This window comes from Azospirillum mesophilum (assembly GCF_053470405.2).
Genome location: NZ_JBPXMQ020000041.1, coordinates 36,331 through 55,676 on the forward strand (window position 1 = coordinate 36,331; position 19,346 = coordinate 55,676).

23 protein-coding genes are annotated in these 19,346 nt (G+C 68.9%); 8 read left to right on the forward strand and 15 right to left on the reverse strand.

The genetic code is table 11. The annotated features are described in order from the left end of the window. The 5 genes from ACSVC7_RS26700 (at position 1) to accC (ending at position 4,805) form a co-directional block, all read left to right on the forward strand. Entirely contained in the window at positions 1 to 1,482 is a 1,482-nt protein-coding gene (locus ACSVC7_RS26700; protein WP_448207638.1) for a dynamin family protein, read from the forward strand. A 126-nt stretch (positions 1,483 to 1,608) separates the two neighbouring features. Next, a complete protein-coding gene (locus ACSVC7_RS26705; RefSeq protein ID WP_448207637.1) occupies positions 1,609 to 2,388 on the forward strand; it encodes a substrate-binding periplasmic protein in 780 nt (259 codons plus the stop codon). Between the two features lie 136 nt (positions 2,389 to 2,524). Further along, a complete protein-coding gene (aroQ, locus tag ACSVC7_RS26710; RefSeq protein ID WP_448207636.1) occupies positions 2,525 to 2,974 on the forward strand; it encodes a type II 3-dehydroquinate dehydratase in 450 nt (149 codons plus the stop codon). Between the two features lie 23 nt (positions 2,975 to 2,997). Then, positions 2,998 to 3,444, forward strand: a complete 447-nt coding sequence (accB, locus tag ACSVC7_RS26715; protein WP_448207635.1) for an acetyl-CoA carboxylase biotin carboxyl carrier protein — start codon at positions 2,998 to 3,000, stop codon at positions 3,442 to 3,444. 20 nt (positions 3,445 to 3,464) lie between these two features. Beyond that, the gene (accC, locus tag ACSVC7_RS26720; RefSeq protein WP_448207634.1) at positions 3,465 to 4,805 is read left to right on the forward strand and encodes an acetyl-CoA carboxylase biotin carboxylase subunit; all 1,341 of its coding nucleotides are present in this window, start codon (positions 3,465 to 3,467) and stop codon (positions 4,803 to 4,805) included. Positions 4,806 to 4,911: 106 nt separating this feature from the next. Here accC and ACSVC7_RS26725 read toward each other — a convergent pair whose 3' ends face one another. The 3 genes from ACSVC7_RS26725 to ACSVC7_RS26735 form a co-directional block, all read right to left on the reverse strand. Beyond that, positions 4,912 to 6,081 carry a zinc-dependent alcohol dehydrogenase gene (locus ACSVC7_RS26725; RefSeq protein WP_448207633.1) on the reverse strand — a complete coding sequence of 390 codons (1,170 nt, stop codon included), beginning with the start codon at positions 6,079 to 6,081 and terminating at the stop codon, positions 4,912 to 4,914. Between the two features lie 16 nt (positions 6,082 to 6,097). Beyond that, entirely contained in the window at positions 6,098 to 7,084 is a 987-nt protein-coding gene (locus tag ACSVC7_RS26730) for an SRPBCC family protein (RefSeq protein ID WP_448207632.1), read from the reverse strand. A 120-nt stretch (positions 7,085 to 7,204) separates the two neighbouring features. Further along, positions 7,205 to 7,858: a ribonuclease T2 family protein gene (locus tag ACSVC7_RS26735; protein WP_448207631.1), complete on the reverse strand. Its 654-nt coding sequence runs from the start codon at positions 7,856 to 7,858 to the stop codon at positions 7,205 to 7,207. Between the two features lie 138 nt (positions 7,859 to 7,996). On the opposite strand from ACSVC7_RS26735, the gene aat reads away from it, so the two are divergent. Further along, positions 7,997 to 8,647, forward strand: a complete 651-nt coding sequence (gene aat, locus ACSVC7_RS26740; RefSeq protein ID WP_448207630.1) for a leucyl/phenylalanyl-tRNA--protein transferase — start codon at positions 7,997 to 7,999, stop codon at positions 8,645 to 8,647. A 198-nt stretch (positions 8,648 to 8,845) separates the two neighbouring features. Here the strand turns inward: aat and ACSVC7_RS26745 are convergent, their stop codons facing one another. The 12 genes from ACSVC7_RS26745 to ACSVC7_RS26800 form a co-directional block, all read right to left on the reverse strand. Beyond that, complete coding sequence (locus ACSVC7_RS26745; protein WP_448207629.1) at positions 8,846 to 9,259, reverse strand: DUF2155 domain-containing protein; 414 nt, start codon at positions 9,257 to 9,259, stop codon at positions 8,846 to 8,848. A gap of 75 nt (positions 9,260 to 9,334) precedes the next feature. Next, a complete protein-coding gene (locus tag ACSVC7_RS26750) occupies positions 9,335 to 9,844 on the reverse strand; it encodes a hypothetical protein (RefSeq protein WP_448207628.1) in 510 nt (169 codons plus the stop codon). 105 nt (positions 9,845 to 9,949) lie between these two features. Next, positions 9,950 to 10,222: a type II toxin-antitoxin system RelE/ParE family toxin gene (locus tag ACSVC7_RS26755; protein WP_448207627.1), complete on the reverse strand. Its 273-nt coding sequence runs from the start codon at positions 10,220 to 10,222 to the stop codon at positions 9,950 to 9,952. 19 nt (positions 10,223 to 10,241) lie between these two features. After that, positions 10,242 to 10,412, reverse strand: a complete 171-nt coding sequence (locus ACSVC7_RS26760) for a hypothetical protein (protein ID WP_448207626.1) — start codon at positions 10,410 to 10,412, stop codon at positions 10,242 to 10,244. Positions 10,413 to 10,540: 128 nt separating this feature from the next. Further along, positions 10,541 to 11,029, reverse strand: coding sequence for an outer membrane lipid asymmetry maintenance protein MlaD (mlaD, locus tag ACSVC7_RS26765; RefSeq protein WP_448207625.1), 489 nt, complete (start codon positions 11,027 to 11,029; stop codon positions 10,541 to 10,543). Positions 11,030 to 11,060: 31 nt separating this feature from the next. Then, a complete protein-coding gene (locus tag ACSVC7_RS26770) occupies positions 11,061 to 11,453 on the reverse strand; it encodes an NADH:ubiquinone oxidoreductase subunit NDUFA12 (RefSeq protein ID WP_448207624.1) in 393 nt (130 codons plus the stop codon). A gap of 126 nt (positions 11,454 to 11,579) precedes the next feature. Then, positions 11,580 to 12,251: a LysE family translocator gene (locus ACSVC7_RS26775; protein ID WP_448207623.1), complete on the reverse strand. Its 672-nt coding sequence runs from the start codon at positions 12,249 to 12,251 to the stop codon at positions 11,580 to 11,582. 38 nt (positions 12,252 to 12,289) lie between these two features. Continuing rightward, entirely contained in the window at positions 12,290 to 13,189 is a 900-nt protein-coding gene (locus ACSVC7_RS26780; protein ID WP_448207622.1) for an LpxL/LpxP family acyltransferase, read from the reverse strand. Next, a complete protein-coding gene (gene lpxK / locus ACSVC7_RS26785; protein WP_448207621.1) occupies positions 13,182 to 14,171 on the reverse strand; it encodes a tetraacyldisaccharide 4'-kinase in 990 nt (329 codons plus the stop codon). The genes ACSVC7_RS26780 and lpxK overlap by 8 nt, the downstream gene beginning before the upstream one ends. Next, a complete protein-coding gene (locus ACSVC7_RS26790; protein ID WP_448207620.1) occupies positions 14,168 to 15,451 on the reverse strand; it encodes a 3-deoxy-D-manno-octulosonic acid transferase in 1,284 nt (427 codons plus the stop codon). The genes lpxK and ACSVC7_RS26790 overlap by 4 nt, the downstream gene beginning before the upstream one ends. Positions 15,452 to 15,578: 127 nt before the next feature. Next, positions 15,579 to 16,577 (reverse strand): glycosyltransferase family 4 protein, encoded by a 999-nt coding sequence (locus ACSVC7_RS26795; protein WP_448207619.1) that lies wholly within the window; start codon positions 16,575 to 16,577, stop codon positions 15,579 to 15,581. After that, positions 16,574 to 17,383, reverse strand: coding sequence for a UDP-2,3-diacylglucosamine diphosphatase (locus tag ACSVC7_RS26800; RefSeq protein ID WP_448207618.1), 810 nt, complete (start codon positions 17,381 to 17,383; stop codon positions 16,574 to 16,576). Before ACSVC7_RS26800 ends, ACSVC7_RS26795 begins: the two co-directional genes overlap by 4 nt. Positions 17,384 to 17,599: 216 nt before the next feature. On the opposite strand from ACSVC7_RS26800, the gene ACSVC7_RS26805 reads away from it, so the two are divergent. Together ACSVC7_RS26805 and ACSVC7_RS26810 are read left to right on the forward strand one after the other, a co-directional pair. Beyond that, complete coding sequence (locus ACSVC7_RS26805; protein WP_483508864.1) at positions 17,600 to 18,541, forward strand: diacylglycerol/lipid kinase family protein; 942 nt, start codon at positions 17,600 to 17,602, stop codon at positions 18,539 to 18,541. Positions 18,542 to 18,685: 144 nt separating this feature from the next. Beyond that, the gene (locus tag ACSVC7_RS26810) at positions 18,686 to 19,228 is read left to right on the forward strand and encodes an anti-virulence regulator CigR family protein (protein ID WP_448207616.1); all 543 of its coding nucleotides are present in this window, start codon (positions 18,686 to 18,688) and stop codon (positions 19,226 to 19,228) included. The last annotated feature ends 118 nt before the right edge of the window (positions 19,229 to 19,346 follow it).

The following is a 19,346-nucleotide window of genomic DNA, read 5'->3' on the forward strand; positions in this document are numbered from 1 at the left end:
ATGACCCCCAGGCAAGCCCTCCAGCAGCGCCTCGCGGCTCTGGACGCGCACCTCCGCGCGGAGAACCCGAACCTTCTGCCGGTCATCCCGACCTTCCGGGACTTCGACCGGCTTCTGGTCGGGCTGGGCGTGCTGGGCAAGCACGAGTCGCTGACCACGCGCATCCCCTGGTGGCCGATGATCGCGGTGCTCGGCACCTTCTCGGCCGGCAAGTCGACCTTCCTGAACGGCTATCTGGGCGCGCCGCTGCAGAACACCGGCAACCAGGCGGTGGATGACAAGTTCACGGTCATCTGCCACGGGCCGGAGACGCGGCGCGAGGCGCTGCCCGGAACCGCGCTGAACGCCGACCCGCGCTTCCCCTTCTACCGGATCGCCGACGAGATCGAGAAGGTCGCGGCCGGCGAGGGCAAGCGGATCGACAACTACCTGCAGCTGAAGACGCTGGCCGGGGAGCGGGCGCGCGGCAAGATCTTCATCGACTCGCCGGGCTTCGACGCCGACGACCAGCGCCGCTCCGTCCTGCGCCTGGTGGACCACATCGTCGAGCTGTCGGACCTCGTGCTGGTCTTCTTCGACGGCCGGCACCCGGAGCCGGGCGCCATGCAGGACACGCTGAAGCATCTGGTGTCCAAGACGGTGGACCGCGCCGACGCGCGCAAGGTCTGCTACATCCTGAACCAGATCGACACGACGGCGAAGGAAGACAATCTGGAGGCCGTGTTCGGCGCGTGGCAGCGGGCCATCGCGCAGGCCGGGCTGGTGTCCGGGCGTTTCTACGCCATCTACGACGGCAAGTCCGCCGTCGCCATCGAGGACGAGGCGGTGCGCACCCGCTACGAGGCGCGGCGCGACGCCGATCTGGCGGAACTGCAGGTCCGCATCAACGAGGTGGAGGTCGCCCGCGCCTACCGCATCGTCGGCATGATCGACAGTCTGGTGAAGGAACTGCGCGGCGAGATCGTGCCGCTGCTGGAGTCGGCCATCAAGCGCTGGCGCCGGCTGGTGCTGGCCGGGGACGCGCTGTGGCTCGTGCTGCTGGCCGGCCTGTTCGGCGGCATCGCCAGCCTGGGCGGGGCGGGGACCATCCCGGCCTTCCTCGACTGGCTGGGCGAGGCGCGGCCGGGCTGGGCCGGCGGCTTGCCGGTGCGCGCCGTGGTCGCGGCGGCGGTGGCCGGCGGGCTGTTCGCCGCCGGGCACTTCTGGCTGCGCGCCTTCGCCGCCCGCCGCGTCGCCCGGACCCTGCCGGAGCGGTTCGGCGACGTGGACCTGAACCTGCGGGACGGCTTCCTGCGCAACACGCGCTTCTTCCGCTCGCTCTTCCGCAAGCACCCGGTCGGCTGGAACGCCCGCGCCGAGAAGCGCATCTTCGCGATCCGCGAGGCGGTGGCGGAGCATGTCCAGCGCATCAACGACCTGTTCACCGACCCCGCCGGCAAGCGCGCCAAAGCGGCGGGAAAGGCCCCCGCCACCGCCCAGTAAGCCGTTGATGACGCAACGCATATAAGCGTATGAGCGTGCAGTCGAAACGGCTTTACAGGCCGGGGTTGTCCAGCTACACGTCGCTTGAGAGGCCGTGGGGGCGGCGAAGGGGGAAGGGACTCCGGGGTGACGATCGTCAGGCGGGCGATTCTGGCGGTGATGGTGCTTTTGGCGACGGCCGGAAACGGCCGCGCGGCGGCGCTCGACTCCACCCTGGATCTTGTCACGGGCAACGACTTCGCCCCCTTCACCGGAGAGGAGTTGCCGCAGGGCGGCATGCTGACCGAGGTGGTGCAGCAGGCCTTCAAGGCGGTGGGGCTCAGCTACGACGTGCGCTTCATGCCGTGGAAGCGCGGCTATGACGGGGTCGTGACGGGCAAGTATCTGGGCAGCTTCCCCTACGTGCGCTCGCCGGAGCGGGAGGGGGAGGTGCTCTACTCCGATCCGCTCATGGAGGTGCGGCAATTCGTCTACCTGTCCACCCGCAGCCCGATGGAGTTCCGCAGGCCGGAGGATTTCAAGGGGCGGTCGATCTGCGCGCCGGTCGGCTATGCGCTGCCGCCGGAACTGACCGCGCTGTTCGCCACGGGTGAACTGATCCGCGAAAGCCCGGCCGACCTGCCGGCCTGCGTGCGGATGGTCGCCTCGGGCCGCGCCGACGCCTTCATCATCGACGAATTCACAGGGCAGGCCGCGGTGTCCAGGACCATGGCGGACAAGGACATCCGCATCTCCGCGCAACCCTACGCCCGCGCCGGGCAGCATCTGATCGTCTCCCGCGGCAACCCGGAAGCGCCTGCCGTGCTGGCCGCCTTCAATTCCGGACTGAAAAAAATCAAGGATTCCGGAGCCTTCGACGCGATCGTCAGGCGCCACCTCGCGGACGGATACGCCGCGGCGCCCTGACGCCCAATCCGTACGGAAAAAGCCGCCGATGAGGACAAAGGCCGCAAATGGTCGGACCGACGGCCCATCGGCATTGCCTGTGCGACGCAAAGTGCTATAAACGCGCGGTCTCGATCTTGGAAAAGGGGCGTGGCCCGTGGCCATCGACGCGTCCGTTCTGGTCCTCAACGGACCGAACCTGAACATGCTGGGTGTGCGCGAACCGCACATTTACGGCTCGATGACGCTTGACGATCTGGAAGCGTCCTGCCAGGAGCGCGCCGAGCAGCTCGGGCTGGTCGTCGATTTCCGGCAGTCGAACCACGAGGGCGAACTCGTTTCCTGGATCCAGCAGGCCCGCACGGAGCATGACGGCATCGTCATCAACGCCGGGGCCTACAGCCACACCTCCGTCGCCATCATGGACGCGCTGATCCTGTCCGAGCTGCCGATCGTCGAGGTGCATCTCTCCAACATCTACAAGCGTGAGGCCATCCGCCACCACTCGCACATTTCGGCGGTGGCCAAGGGGATGATCTGCGGCTTCGGTCCGCACGGGTATCTGCTGGCGCTGGACGCCATGGCGAATATCCTCGAACGCGACTAAGGAACACGGGAACCACGAACACCATGGCAAGCTTCGACATCGACGGCGATCTGGTCCGCAAGCTGGCGGACCTCCTGCGTGAGACGGGCTTGAGCGAGATCGAGTTTGCCGAGGGCGAGAAGCGGATCCGCGTCACCCGCCCGACCGCCGCTCAGGCCGTCGTGCACGCTCCGGTCGCCGCCGCTCCGGCCCCGGCTCCGGCCGCCGCCCCCGCTGCGGGCAAGCCCGTCAGCCATCCGGGCGCCGTCACCTCGCCGATGGTCGGCACCGCCTACGCCGCACCCGAGCCCGGCGCGCCCCCCTTCGTGCGCGTCGGCGACACGGTGAAGGCCGGCCAGACCGTCCTCATCATCGAGGCGATGAAGGTCATGAACCCCATCAAGGCCCCGCGGGGCGGCACGGTGACGGAGGTCCTGATCTCCGACAGCCAGCCGGTGGAGTTCGGCGAAGTCCTGATGATCATCGAGTGAGCGGGGACCATCCCTTGGCGATGTTCGAGAAGGTCCTGATCGCGAACCGTGGTGAGATCGCGCTGCGCATCCACCGCGCCTGCCGCGAGATGGGCATCCAGACCGTGGCGGTGCATTCCACCGCCGACGCCGACGCCATGCACGTCCGCCTTGCGGACGAAAGCGTGTGCATCGGCCCCGCGTCCGCGCGCGAAAGCTACCTGAACATTCCGGCCATCCTGTCGGCCGCGGCGATCACCGGGGCGGACGCCATCCACCCCGGCATCGGCTTCCTGGCCGAGAACGCCCAGTTCGCGGAGATGGTGGAGGAGCACGGCTTCACCTTCATCGGCCCGACGGCGGACCACATCCGCATCATGGGCGACAAGGTCACCGCCAAGAAGACGGTGATGGAGCAGGGCCTGCCGGTCGTTCCCGGTTCCGACGGCCCGGTCCCGACGCTGGAAGAGGCGGAGAAGGTCGGCCGCGAGATCGGCTACCCGATCCTCATCAAGGCGGCGGCCGGCGGCGGCGGCAAGGGCATGAAGGTGGCCCGCAACCCGGACCAGCTGAAGGAAGCCTACCAGCTCGCCCGCGGCGAGGCGCGCGCCGCCTTCGGCAACGACGAGGTCTATATCGAGAAGTACCTGGGCAAGCCCCGGCACATCGAGATCCAGCTCCTCGGCGACGAGCACGGCAACTGCGTGCATTTCGGCGAGCGCGACTGCTCCGTGCAGCGCCGCCACCAGAAGGTGATCGAGGAAGCCCCGTCGCCGGCCCTGAACGCCGAGCAGCGCGCCTTCATCGGCAACCTCGCGGCCAAGACCACGGCGGCCATTGGCTATCGCGGCGTCGGAACGATGGAGTTCCTGTTCGAGGACGGGCAGTTCTACTTCATCGAGATGAACACCCGCCTTCAGGTCGAGCACACGATCACCGAGATGATCACCGGCATCGATCTGGTGCGCGAGCAGATCCGCGTGGCGACGGGCGCCCCGCTCGGCTACGGGCAGGACGACATCCGCTTCCAGGGCCACTCCATCGAGTGCCGCGTGAACGCGGAGAATCCGGACACCTTCCTGCCCTCGCCGGGCAAGATCGATGGCTATCACGCGCCGGGCGGCCTGGGCGTGCGCGTCGATTCCGCGCTGTACGACGGCTACCGCATTCCGCCGCACTACGACAGCCTGATCGCCAAGCTGGTCGTCCACGGCACGACCCGCAACGAGTGCCTGATGCGCCTGCGCCGGTCGATCGAGGAGTATGTGATCGGCGGCGTGGACACGACGCTGCCGCTGCACCAGCGCATCATCGCGCAGCAGGACTTCATCGACGGCAACTACGACATCCACTGGCTTGAGCAGCTGATGTCGAAGAAGTGAGGGAATGCGTAGGTTGGGTTGAGGCGCAGCCGAAACCCAACAGAGTTGCGTCGCGCGGCCTGTTGGGTTTCGCGTGCGCTCAACCCAACCTACATTTTCTTGTGAATTACGGCTTCAGCACCACCTTCATGCACTCGTCCTGCTTGTCGTTGAAGATGGCGTAGCCGGTCGGCGTGTCGTCGAGTTTCATGCGGTGGGTGATGATGAAGGTCGGGTCGATCTCGCCCTTCTGGATGCGCTCCAGCAGCGGGCGCATGTAGCGTTGGACGTGGGTCTGGCCGGTCTTGATGGTCAGCGAACGGTTCATCACCGATCCCAGCGGGAACTTGTCCACGAAGCCGCTGTAGACGGCCGGAACCGAAACGGTGCCGCCGTTGGCGACGGCCATGATCGCCTGCCGCAGAGCCACGGTGCGGTCGGTTTCCAGCATCATCGCCTGCTTCGCCCGGTCATAGGCCCCGGCGACGCCGAATCCGTGCGATTCCATGCCCGTGGCGTCGATGACGTGGTCGGGGCCGCGCCCGCCGGTCATTTCCATCAGCGCGTGGTGGACGTCGGCCTCTGCGTAGTTCAGCGTTTCCGCCTTGGCCTTTTCCTTGGCCATGCGCAGGCGGTAGGGGAAGCGGTCGATGGCGATGACGCGCTCCGCCCCCAGCAGGAAGGCGCTGACGATGGCGAACTGCCCGACCGGGCCGCAGCCCCACACCGCGACGGTGTCGCCCGGCTGGATGTTGCACTGCTCCGCCGCCATGTAGCCGGTCGGCAGGATGTCGGTCAGGAACAGCACCTGCTCGTCCTCCATGCCGTCGGGCACCTTCATCGGGCCGACGTCGGCGTAGGGCACGCGCGCGTATTCCGCCTGACCGCCGGGGTAGCCGCCGAGCAGATGCGAGTAGCCGAACAGGCCGGCGGGCGAGTGGCCCCACAGCTCCTCCGCCATGCCGGCGTTGGGGTTGGAGTTCTCGCAGACGGAAAACAGGTTGCGTTGGCAGGACAGGCAGCTTCCGCAGGAGATGGGGAAGGGCACGGCGACACGGTCGCCGACCTTCAGCTTCTGCACGCCCTTGCCGACCTCCACGACTTCGCCCATGAACTCGTGCCCGACGATGTCGCCGGGCTGCATGGCCGGGTTGAAGCCGTTGTAGAGGTGCAGGTCGGATCCGCAGATCGCCGTGCTCGTGATGCGGACGATGCAGTCGTGCGCGTTGAGGATCTTGGGGTCCGGCACCTGCTCAACCCGCATGTCCTTCTTGCCGTGCCAGCAATTCGCTTTCATGGTCGGTCCTTGCGTATCAGCGGTTTGAGCCGGGGGTGTCCGCCGGCCAGGGCTGGCCGGGGTGCGTCAGCGCCATGGAGCCTTCGGCCAGCGTGACCTCGCCGGTCTCCAGCACCTGCTTCAGGCGGCGCAGGTCGTCGCGCACCTGCATCTGCGGCTCCTCGCCGAACAGCTTGGCAGCCATGGCGCCCAGCATGCCGCCGGGCGGGGTGTAGTTCATCTCGACCCGGACGATGGTGCCGCGCCCGCCCGGCGCGCGTTCGAACCGCACCTCGCCGCTGTTGTCCACGTCGGCGCCTTCCAGGGAGCGCCAGGCGAGCCGCTCGTTGGGACGGTCCTCGGTGACCTCGGCGTCCCATTCGACCGAACTGCCGGCCGGGGCGTTGGCGACCCAGTGGGAGCGGCGGTCGCCGGACACGTCCACCCGCTCCAGGTGGCTCATGAACTGCGGCAGGTTCCGGAAGTCGCGCCAGAAGCCGTAGATCTCCTCCGGCGCGCGGTTGATCGCCACGGTCTGGCGCACATGGATGTTGCGGTCCCACAGGCGGGCCATGCCGCCGGCGCCCGTACCGCCCTCCTGGGAGAGCCGTTGGCCGCACAGCACGTCGAGCGCGGTCACCCCGGCCACGGCCGCCGCGGCGGCGGCGAGGCGGGTCGGCTGCACGTCGTGGGAGCGCAGGTTGTTGCCGAGGAAGGCGAGGTCGAGCAGGTCGCCGCCGACCCGCGCCCACATCCAGCCGGATTCCTGCGGCTGGGCCAGGATGCCGATGCCGTTCGCCATCTCGCGCAGGCCGAAGGCCCGCAGCATGCGGCGGTTGGCGTCGTCGTCGGGGACGCCGATCATCCGCGCCAGGGCGTTGGGTGCGGCGATCTCCGCCAGCCCAAGCCCGACGCTGAACCAGCCCAACGCGCGCGAGAGGCGTTCGTCCCTGCTGTGGTCACTGCTGCCCGGCCGCTGCCCGCGCTCCATCCCGCGGGCATGCCGTGCGTCCTGCGTTGCCATCTTGGCCTCCATCGAACCGGTCGTGATCGGCAAACCCGATCAACGGCTCAACCGCCGGAGGCCTGTGGCGTTCCTTGGACCTCAGTGGGGGACCTCAGTGGGGGACGTCAGTGGGGGACGTCAGCGCGCAGCCGACAGCACCGCCTCGCGCCGGCAGCGGTCCACGATCTTGGCGCCGCAGGGAACGAAGCCAAGATCCTTGTTCAGGCAGACCCGCACATCCGCCACGTCGCGCTTGGAACAGACGACGGCGATCCCCTCCGGATCCAGGCCCGGATTGGCCTGGACGAACAGGCGCTCCACCTGATTGGCCGGGACCGACAGGCCGTCGGCGGGGTTCTGCAGGGCGTCGGGAATCTTCACCTTGCCGTAGGCCTCGCGGAGGCGGGCGAAATAGTCGGTGGCGTTCAGGCCGCTGCAGGTGCCGTGCTTGGTCCATTCGTGCACGATCAGCCCGACGCTGGGCATGATGGGCATGGTCTGGTCCAGCACCGCCTTGGGCACCGTGCGGTCGCGCGTGCAGGTCGCGGGATAGGTGCCGTCGCTGTTCTGCGGCCAGAGGCCGTGGACGACGAAGCCGTGCCGGCGCTCCGTCCCGCACTGGTCGGGGTCGGTCTCCCCCTTCGTCTTGGCGCAGTAGGTCGGCGCCCAGGACAGCGTCAGGACGTAGTAGTCGAAATGGCCGGGTTCCGCCCTGCGCTGCGCCCAGGACGTGCCGGTCGCCGCCAGGAACGCAACCGCCGCGACGGCGATGGCCGAGAGAACCTTCCGCATCACGTGATTTCCCCCAAAGTGCGCGATCCAGCGTTGCATACCATGGTGGGCTGCGTCTGTCGCGCGGAAGTGGGACTTCGGGAGAGGCGCCTTATCGCGGTTGCCGTCGCCCGGGGTCGAGCGGATATAGTGACGGTGATGATCGAACTGTCCGCACCGCTGCTCCTGCGCGCCTACGCCTCCGGCATCTTTCCGATGGCCGAGAGCGCCGACTCGGAGGAGCTTTACTGGTTCGACCCGGAACGCCGCGGCATCCTGCCGCTGGAAGGCTTCCACGTGCCGCGCAAGCTGCGCAAGGCGGTGCGGCGCGGCCCCTTCGAGCTGCGCTTCGACACGGCCTTCCGCACGGTGATCGAGGCCTGCGCGGAACCGACCCCGGACCGGCCCAAGACCTGGATCAACGCCGACATCCTGCGGCTCTACACCGAACTGCACGAGAACGGCTTCGCCCACAGCGTGGAATGCTGGGCCGAGGGGCGGCTGGTCGGCGGGCTCTACGGCGTGTCGCTGGGCGGCGCCTTCTTCGGCGAGAGCATGTTCAGCCGCGTGACCGACGCCAGCAAGGTGGCGCTGGTGCATCTGGTGGCGCGGCTGCGGGCCGGCGGCTACACGCTGCTGGACGCCCAGTTCGTGACCGAGCATCTGAGCCAGTTCGGCGCGCTGGAAATCCCCCGCAACGAATACCGCCGCCGCCTCGCCGCCGCCCTGCCGGTGCAGGCGGAATTCCGCCATGTGGATCAGGTGCGGGCGGTGGCGGATTTGCTGGGCGGCGACGACGGTGCGCGATAGCGGCCTCGAGTCCCCTCTCCCATCCCCGATGGGAGAGGGAAGGGGCCCACGCAGTGGGAAGGGTGAGGGCAAGGTTGTTCCAAGAGTCCAGAGAATGCGGGCCAGGGATTCTCGGGAAAACCTTGCCCTCACCCTCCCACCGCTTCGCGGTGGGGCCCTCCCTCTCCCGCCGGAGGCGGGCGAGGGTGATTATCGCGATCACTCACCCGTGCAGGACAGGACCCAGACGTCGTAGATCGGGTGCTCCATGGCGGAGAGGGCGGGGCTGGAGGCGAACATCCAGCCGCTGAAGACCGGCTCGGCCTGCTCGCCGGGCTTGTTCTCGACCACCTCCAGGAAGGCGGCGGCCTCCGGCGGTTCGATCGGGGGGTTCTCCTTGCAGGCGCGCAGCGTGATGCGCAGGCTGCCGAGCAGCTTGGTCTCGCCGACCCCGATGCTGAAGGTTTGGGTTCGGGCGGTGATCTTGTCCAGGCCCTGGAGCTTGGCACCGGAGCGGTTCACCATCTGGTCCGGGACCGGGGCGGCGCCCGGCTGGACCGGGGCGCAGAAAAGCGCGGCCGCGAGGGCCGCGCCGAAGAGGACAGTGCCGAACTGGCGTGTTCTTGTCGTCACGTCGGATGCTTCCGTGGTGTCGAACGGCGCGGGGATGATCCCCAACGCCTTCTAGCCCGGAAGCGGGCGCGCCGTCTACTGGGCGCCGGCGCCGACGCTGGGGTTGTTCGGGTTGACGGTGCCCGCGCCGGAGCCGGTCGGCCCGTTGCCGCCGGTGGCGCTGCCGGCCGTGCCCGCCGGGGGCATGTCGTCCGGCGGCAGGGTGGTGTTGGTGGTCGTGGTGCGGTTCGTCGTGGCCGTGTTGGTCGTGGTCGTGGTCGTGTTGGTCTTGGTCGGGCCGGTGCGCTCGTTGCGGGTGGTGGTCTGCCGCGTCGTGGTCTGCTGCGTGCGGGTGTCCGGGCGGCGGAGCTTCACGCTGTCGGAGGCGCCGGTGCCCGCGCCGTTGCGGTTCTCCTCAATCTTCTCGGTCGCAGCGCCCGCGCCGGCCCCGGCCGCGCCGCCGACCACCGCGCCGACCGGGCCGCCGACCAGGGCGCCCGCCGCCGCACCGCCCAGCGCGCCGCTCCCGGCCTTTTCCTCCATGGAGTTGCCGCACGCCGTCACGAGCAGCCCCAGGCCGAGCACCGCCAAAACACGCGCCCTCATCGCATCGCTCCTGTTTTGCGAAAATTGCGGAGGGAACGTCAGCGTGGCGGTTTGGTTCCGGCGCAACCCACGGGATGCCGTTCGTTGCGCGGTGTGCAAATCCGCTTACGGCAGTGGCTTTCGGTAGCCGTGGCGAACACGCATGATGCGGACTTCGTCGCCCGCGATCCGATAGCGGATGATGTACGGCCAGACCACGACCAGTTCGCGGCGCCCGTTGCCGATGGGACGCCCCCGTTCGGGGAAAGCCGACAGGCGGTCGCCGGTTCCCAAAAGGCGCTCGGCCAGATGCGCCGCGGCTCGAGGGTTGAAGGAGTCGACGTAGCGGTAAATGCGGTCGATGTCGCCCAGGGCAGACGGTGCCCAGATCACGCGCATCGGAGTCCGCGCATTCTGATCATGCGCCGGGGGGCGGTTCGTAACGGCCGGCCGCCAGGGATTTCAGCCAGGAACGAACCCGGTCGTGCGGCACGCCCTTGCCGGCGGCCAGTTCGGCCTCGGCCTCGGCAAGAGCCTGTTCCTCAAGCTCTTCGTCTTCCTGGTCGAAAAGGTTTGCCGGTTCGCTCATGAAGCGAATGTACGGTGCGGGCGCATGTTCGGCAAGGGCGCGGACGAATCGCCGTCCAAAACGAAAAAAGGGACCTGTCGGTCCCTTCCATCGTCGTTCCGCAATCGACCTTTCGATGCGCGCGAGCGCTACATCTTCGGGTTTTCGCCGCCCTGCTGGCCGCCGTTCTTGCTCATGTTCTGGAGCGAGAAGATGACCTGACCCAGCAACTGCTCGATGCCCGGCGTGCTCTGGGTGTATTCGACCCGGCCGTTCGGCTTGATCTGATCCGGATCGCCGCCCGGTTCCAGCGAGAGGAACTTGCCGCCCAGCAGGCTTTCCGAGGCGATGACCGCCGCGGTGTCCTTGGGCAGCTTGATGTCCGGGTGGATCGACATGTGCACGACCGCCTGATAGCTCTTCGGGTCGAGCGTCAGTGCGGTGACCGAACCCACCTTCACGCCGCTGATGCGCACGTCCGCGCCGCTTTGCAGGCCGGAGATGCTGGAGAAGTTGGCGGTGATCTCGTAGCCCTCCACCTTGCGCAGGTCGGCGCTGGTGTAGGCGAAGGCGAGAAAAACGCCGGCTACGGCGAGGACAACCCCGCCGAGCACGGTTTCAATCACGTTGCGGCGCATGAGTGTTTCCTAAGCGAACGCCTTCCGCGTCTCAGTTCGGCGTCCACGGTTCGTAATCGCCGGTCGCGCGCACGCGCTGCCCGCCGGCGTACTGGTGCCCCGGCGGCCGGTAGGCCTGGAGCGAGCCCGACAGGTTCGGGAGATGCTCCTTCTGCCAGGGCTTGTGGAACGCGCTGTTCCCTTCCGGCAGCGGGGCCTTGGTGGTGTGGTGCAGCCAGGCGTGCCATTCCGGCGGAACCTTGGAGGCGTCCGGCTCACCGGCGTAGATCACCCAGCGGCGTTCCTTCACGCCGGGATGGGCGCTCTTGCAGCGGTAATAGGTGTTGCCGAAGCGGTCGGTGCCGACCTTTTCGCCCCGGCGCCAAGTCACAAACCGGATGTGGATGTTCGCCATCCAGGTGATCAGGGAGATCTTCTCGCTCATCGTCGCTCGCGATCGGAGGGCCATTCGGCCTTTCGGATTGGCCGGTCTAACGCGGGCGGCACTATGACACCGCAAACCACGCTCGTCCACAGACTCTGTACGCCTTTCGGTCCCTTGAAGGCCTTATCAGGCGATGCGGCGGTCGGTCAGCAGCAGGCGCAGGGCGAATCCCAGGAACAGCACGCCCGCCACGCCGTCCAAGGCCGCCTTGACGCGCGCGTTGGACAGGATTCGGCGGGCGGCACCGGCGCTGAGCGCCGCGACTCCCAGCAGATAGACGCAGCCGAGTCCGGCGAAGATGGAGCCCAGCACGAAGGTCTGCACCGCCACATGGCCGAGCGCCGGAGCCACGAACTGCGGGACGAAGGCCAGATAGAAGAGGATGACCTTCGGATTCAGCAGGTTGGTCAGCAGCGCCTGCGCGAAGACGCGGGTTGGCGCTGGTTCGGGGGCCGACTCGGGTGCCGCTTCGCGGTCCTCGCCGGGAGTCCGACGGGCGGCAAGAGCGCTCCACAGCGACCGCGCGCCGATCCAGCCCAGGTAGGCGCCGCCGGCGTAGCGCAGCAGGTCGAACAGCGACGGCGAGGCCGCGATCAGGGCGGAGATGCCGGCGGCGGCCAGCGTGGCGTGCACCATGTTGCCCAGGGTGATGCCCGCCGTCGCGACGACGCCCGCGTTGCGCCCGTCGGCGACGCTGCGCGACAGGACCAGCAGCGAATCCGGACCCGGCGCCAGCACCAGCACGGTGGCGGCGACGAGGTAAAGCTGCACGAGGTGCGGATCGAACGGCAGGGACATCGGGAATGCCTTCGTGGGGGATCGCTCTCTTGACGGGATCAGTTGGGCCAGCGCCGGTGCAGCCACAGCCATTCAGCGGGGCGTTCCCGGATCCATTGCTCCAACAGATGGTTCAGATGCTCCATCAAAACACGCACATCAGCGTTGCGGTCGCCGGTGGAGGGCGGCTCGACGGGTGGCAGCACGGTGATGCGGAAGCGCGCTCCGCCCAGCCGCTCTCCCAGCGCCGGCACCAGCGGAATGCCGAAGCGCAGGGCGAGCTGCGCCGCCGCCGGCGCGGTCATGGCGTCGCGGCCGAAAAAAGGGACGGGGATGCCGTCGTTCATCTTCTGGTCGATCAGCAGGCCGACATGGGCGCCCTTGCCAAGGAGACGGATCAGTTTGCGCGCGCCCTCCGCCCCCTTGGGAATTTGCTGGTCGGAGCCGGCGCCGCGCAGGTCGGTCAGCAGGGCGTCGACGTAGGGGTTGTTGGGCGCCCGGTAGACCACGGCCAGATCGACCCCCAGCGTCCGGGAGGCGATCCCCAAGATCTCCCAGTTGGCGAGGTGGCCGGAGACGAGGATGCCGGCCTTGCCGTCCTCGCGAAGGTGCTCGATGTGCTCGGTCCCCACGACCTCGATGCGGCCGTTCCGGACGATGTCCCGCAGGTGGGGATATTCGGCGATGACGCGGCCCAGATTGTCCCACATCCCCAGCAGAATGACGTCGATCTCGGCGCGCGACTTTTCCGGAAAGGCGCGTTCCAGGTTGCGGCGAGCCGTCTTCGTGCTGGGCAGCAGCGGACCGACCGTGCGGCCGATCCGCCCGCCGAGATCGGAGGCGGCGTCGAGCGGCAAGGCGCGGAACAGGCGGGCGATGCCGTGGACGAAGGCCGCCTCCATCGGGTAGCCGACCCGCCGGATGAACCATTTCGCCAGGGGGCCGCGCGGCTTACCCATGGAACCCTCCGCGATCGAAAAGACGGTCAAGCAGGCGGTCGAGCGCCCCGGCATCCCGCCACACGGCCCGCACCGGCACCACGCGGACCAACGCCCGCAGGGGCTCCGGCAGGCGGACGGCGTCCTTGGCGGTGGTCACGGGCTGGGCGCCCAGCATGCCGGCGCGGTCGATGATCGCCATGACCTCCTCCGGCCGGTAGGGGTGGTGGTCGGCGAAGCCGACGCACTCCACCACGCGGGCACCCAACGCGTCGAGCGTGGCGAAGAACTTCTCCGGACGGCCGATGCCGGCGAAGGCCAGGACGGGCTGTCCGGCGAGGGACTTCGCGTCCTCGGCGGGGTCGAGGCGGGCGTGCAGGACGGGCAGGGCGCCGGCGACGCGACGCTCGACCCCCGCGGGGTCCTCGCCCATCACGACCACCGCGTCGGCGCGGGCCAAGCCGCGTGCCACCGGTTCGCGCAGGGGGCCGGCGGGGATCAGGCGCCCGTTGCCGAAGCCGGCGGCGCCATCCACGACGATGAGCGACAGGTCCTTCGCGAGGCCGGGGTTCTGGAAGCCGTCGTCCATGACCAGGGCCTGCGCCCCGGCCGCCACCGCCGCCCGCGCCCCGGCGGCGCGGTCGCGCGCCACAAAGCAGGGGCCGTGCGCGGCGAGCAGAAGCGCCTCGTCGCCGACGGCGGCGGAGTCGTGCCGGTCCGGATCGACCGGCAGGGGGCCGCGTTCCCGCCCGCCGTGGCCGCGCGTCAGAAAGGCGGGCTCGACGCCGCGCGCCCGCAACGCCTCGGCCAGCGCGATGCAGACCGGCGTCTTGCCCGCCCCGCCGGCCACGAGGTTGCCGACGCAAAGCACCGGCGCGCCGGCCCGTTCCGGGGTGGTGCGCGCCATGCGCAACCGGCCGGCGAGGCCGTAGAGCGCGCCGAGGGGGCTCAGCGCCCAGGCCGCCGGGCCGGCGGGTCGGTACCAGAAGGCCGGCGTCTTCATGCGGCGGGCCGGACCCCGCCGGCGCCGAGCACGGGGGACAGAACCTCCAGCGCGCGGTCGACGATGCGCCGGTTGGTGTCGGTGACGCGGGCCGCCCCGGCGACCACGCGGGCGCGCGCCTCGGCGTCGGTCAGCAGGCGGCCGACGGTCTCGGCCAGCGCGGCGGCGTCCGTCAGGCGCAGGGCGCCGCCGGCGTCCTCCAACTGGTGGGTGATCTCGTCGAAGTTCCACATGTGCGGGCCGTACAGCACCGCGCAGCCGAGCTGCGCCGGCTCCACCGGGTTCTGCCCGCCGTGTGGCACGAAGGAGCCGCCCATGCAGACGACGGGCGACAGGCGGTAGAACAGCCCAAGCTCCCCCATCGTGTCGGCGACGTGGATGGAATCGTCAGGGCCGGGCTGGTCGCCGTCGCTGCGGCGGGTGGCCGTCAGGCCGCGCCCGCGCATCAGCGCGGCGATGGCCTCGCCCCGATGGGCGTGGCGGGGGGCGACGATGGTCAGCAGGCCCGGCAGGCGCGGGGCCAAGGCCTCGTGCACGGCCGCCGCGATCTCGTCCTCGCCGGGGTGGGTGCTGGCGTACAGCCAGCGCGGCCGGTCGCCGCAGGCGGCGTGCAGTCCGGCGATCTGGTCGGGGCGGGCCGGCGGCGGCTCGGCGGAGAATTTCAGGTTGCCGACGCTGGCGACCCCGCGCGCACCCAGCCGGCGCAGCCGGTCGGCGTCGCCCTCCGTCTGGGCCAGCGTGACCTGGAAGGTGGACAGCAGCGGCTCGATCAGGCCGGAGGCATAGCGCCAGCGCGCGAAGGACCGTTCCGACATGCGGGCGTTGACCAGTGCGGCGGGGATGCCGCGCGCGCGGACGGCGGCCAGCAGGTTTGGCCAGATCTCCGATTCCGTCCACAGCACGAGGTCGGGGCGCCAGTGGTCGAGGAAGCGGTTCACCGCCCCCGGCAGGTCCACCGGCACATATTGATGGATGGCGCGCTCCGGCAGGCGACGGCCCATCAGCTCCGCCGAGGTCACGGTGCCCGTGGTCATCAGCACGGTCAGGTCCGGCGCTTCCTCCAGCAGCCGGGACACCAGCACCAGGACGGAGTTCGCCTCCCCCACGCTGGCCGCGTGGATCCAGGCCAGCCGGCCGGCCGGGCGCGGGCGCGAGGCCATGCCGAAGCGCTCCGCCTGACGGGCGGAGTCTTCCTTGCCGGCGGCGCGGCGTCGGTCGAGGTAGAGACGCACCGCCGGCCCGGCGAGGGACGTCAGGCCGCGGTAGAGGGACTGCAACATTCGGGTCGAAACGCCATCCAACAAAACCGCCATCCAACAAAACCAACGCGGCCGGTCGCCCGGCCGCGGTTCCCACCACTTTAGCACGGGCGGTTGTGGCAGAGGTAAGGCTTTGCGTGAGCGTCGCTCAACCGAACGGCCGCAGGTTGGAGAGGAACTGTTCTGCCGAGCGGCGCCAGGAGTGGGTGAGGGCGTAGTCGCGGCAGCGGTCTGGCAGAATGGTCAGGGCGCTTTCGACGGCGCGCTTCAGGTCATCGTCCAGGCAGCCGGTGCCGGAGCCGTTCACCACGTCCAGCGGGCCGGGCACCGGGTAGGCGGCCACCGGTACGCCGGACGCCAGCGCTTCCAGAAGCACCAGCCCGAAGGTGTCGGTGCGCGAGGGGAAGACGAAGACGTCGGCGGCGGCGTAGTGCTGGGCCAGTTCCTCCCCCTGCTTGGCGCCGGCCCAATGGACGTTCGGGTATTTCTGCTGAAGCTCGGCGCGGGCGGGGCCGTCGCCGACCACGACCTTGGTGCCCGGCAGGTCGAGCTTCAGGAAATCCTCCAGGTTCTTCTCCACCGCCACGCGGCCGACATACAGGGAGATCGGGCGGGGCAGCCGCAGGAAACCCTTCTCGCGGGGGCGGAACAACTCCGTGTCCACGCCGCGCGTCCAGCGCCTGATGTTGGTGAAGCCGCGCGCCGTCAAGTCGTTCTCGATGGACTGGGTGGCGACCATCACCGCCGAGGAAGGCTTGTGGAAGCGGCGCACCACCGCGTAGCTGAGCGCCAGAGGCACCGGCGCACGGTCGCGCACATATTCGGGGAAGCGGGTGTGATAGGCGGTGGTGAAGGGCTTTCCGCGCTTCAGGCAGTAGCGCCGGGCGGCGAAGCCCAGCGGCCCTTCCGTCGCGATGTGGATGCAGTCGGGATGCAGGGCGTCGATCATCGCCCACAGGCGCCGCCCGGCCCCCAGCGCCAGCCGGATTTCGGGGTAGGTGGGCATGGGAACGGTGGGGAAGCGGTCGGGGCCGATGACCTCCACCGTGTGACCCATGGCCTCCAGCTCCGCACGGACGGTGCTGATGGTGCGGACGACGCCGTTGATCTGCGGGAACCAGGCGTCGGAAACGATCAGGATATTCACGCCGCCGCCTTCGCCGTCGTTTTGTCTGTCAGGCGCAACGTCGAGCGCTGCCGGATTTCCTCCGCCCAGTTGATGATTTCCAGCCGGCCGCAGGCGTGCTCGACCAACGCGGTGCAGGATTCGACCCAGTCGCCGTCGTTGCAATAGAGGACCCCTTCCAGTTCGCGCATCTCGGCGGTGTGGATGTGTCCGCAGATGATGCCGTCCACCCGCCGCCGCCGGGCCTCGTCGCCCAGCGCGGTCTCGTAGCTGCCGATGAAGTCGACGGCTGTCTTCGCCTTGTGCTTCAGGAAGGCGGACAGCGACCAGTAATCAAAGCCGAGCTTGCGCCGGACCCAGTTGAACAGCGTGTTGGCGTGGAGCAGCGCCACATAGGCGTTGTCGCCCACGAAGGCCAGCCACTTGGCGTATTTCACCACCACGTCGAAGCGGTCGCCGTGGGTGACCAGGAAGCGCCGGCCGTCGGCGGTGACGTGGATGTGTTCGTCCACGACGTTCACCCCGCCGAACTGCAGGCCGATGTAGTCGCGGGCGGCCTCGTCATGGTTGCCGGGGATGTAGTGGACCTGCACGCCCTTGCGCGCCCGTCGCAGGATCTTCTGCACCACGTCGTTGTGCGCTTGCGGCCAGTACCAGGTCTTCTTCAGGCGCCAGCCGTCGACGATGTCGCCGACGAGGTACAAGTGCTCGGACTCGTTGTGCCTCAGGAAATCCAGCAGGAACTCCGCCTTGCACCCGCGGGTTCCCAGGTGAACGTCGGAGATCCAGATGCTGCGGTACCGCTTCACCTCGGATGAGGCGCTCATGCCCCGCTCCATCGCCGTTGAGACAAGAGATAGTCAAGCTGTTGTCCGTATATCCATGGCTGTTGGTGTTGACAATGCTTTGTGAGCGGCGCATGTGGTGTGTTGCGGTGATTTTGGTAAGTCTTCTTGTCGCTGAAATAATACGGAAAGTTTTCTGCATAACATCTGTCATGTCGGCGTAACAATGAGCGTGACGTTCAGGGAAAGGGATGACTGTTGCAGGCTATTCCCGTCGAGCCCTTCGGCCACACCGACCCGACGGCGATCCCGCGTCGGCGGTTCCTGGTGATCCACAACCCGGTGGCCGGCGCGCGCCGGGCCCGGCGGTTGCGCACGGTGCTGGAGGTGCTGGAGCAGCGCTTCGGGACTGAGGTGACCGTCCGCGCGACGACCGGCCGGGGCGACGCTGAATCCATCGCCCGCGCGGTCGTCGACGGTGCGGTCGATGCGGTGATAGCGGCCGGCGGCGACGGGACCATCAACGAGGTGGTGAACGGGCTCGGCACCCGGACCGGTGGGGCACCGCCCGTGCCGCTCGGCATCGTGCCGCTGGGCACGGCCAACGTGCTGGCGCATGAGTTGGGCCTTCCGCTCGACCCGGAAAGCATCGCGGGTGTGCTGGTCACGGGGGCCGCGCTGCCGGTCCATCTCGGCGTGGCGAACGGGCGCTGCTTCGCGATGATGGCCGGCGCGGGTCTCGACGCGCGTGTGGTGGAGCGGGTGGACACGCGGCTGAAGCGCCTGATCGGCAAGGGCGCCTATGTGGCGGAAACGCTGACCCAGCTCGCGGGCTATCGGGACGCGCGCTACCGCGTGACGGTGGATGGGGAGACGGTGGAGGTCGCCTCGGTGATCGTCGCCAAGGGGCATTTCTACGCCGGGCGATTCGTCTGCGCACCGGAGGCCCGGCTGGCCGACCGGCGGCTGCACGTCTGCCTTTTCCCAGGGGCGGGCCGGTGGAACGCGGTGCGCTACATCTGGGGCGTCACGGCGGGGCGCCTGCCGCGCTTTCCGGACTACCGAATCGTGCCGGCGGAGCGCGTCGTCATCGAAGGCCCGGTCGGGGATGCGGTGCAGGGCGACGGCGACGTGATCGCGCGGCTGCCGGTGGAAATCGCGCTGGCTCCCTGGACGTTGCCGGTGCTGGTGGGTGGCTGACGGTTTGGCCTTTTATCCCTTCGTTGCAACACGCGCCCTTCAGCCCCGACGGCTATTTCGATTGGGGTATAGCCGGGAGAGCCCGGAGAATTTTAGCGTGGGCGGGGCTGTGAACGGAGCGGCCCTAACGGGAGAAAAGGACCGATGACGCACAAACATCGGATCGAGCATCGGATCGGGCGCGCCGCGCTGGCGCTGGTGGCGGTGCTCGCTGTGGCATCTCCGGCGCTGGCCGAGAAGCCGGATTGGGCCGGCGGAGGCCATGGGAACGGCGGCGGTCACGGGAAGGGGCACGGGCAAGGCCCCGCCTGGACGGATGATGCCGATCCCGGTGCCGGTCATGGAAAGGGCCAGGGTCCCGGGAAGAGTGGGCAACACGGTGGCCAGCAGGGCGGAGGACCGGGCGGGGCGGTTGTCGTTTCGCGCACCGACGTGACGGTCATCCGCGACTATTTTGCCTCCAACCCAGTCGGCGCGTCCGCTCTGCCGCCCGGCGTCGCGAAGAACCTCGCGCGCGGGAAACCCCTGCCGCCGGGCATCGCAAAGAAGATGGCGCCCATCGAACTGCGTCAGCGCGTTCCGGTCTGCATGAACGGCTGGGAATGCATCCTGGCCGGCGTCGACATGCTGATTCTCGACGCCGTGCACGGCACCATCGCGGACATCGTCCGCAATGTGGTGCGCTGAGCGAATGCGCCATTGGCGTCAGGGCGATTCAGAGAAGGTGGATGAATTTCGGGTGACGCGAGTCGTCAGTTGATTCACAAGGCTATCGGCAGGGACCGAGCCGGAGAGTCGGAGCGAT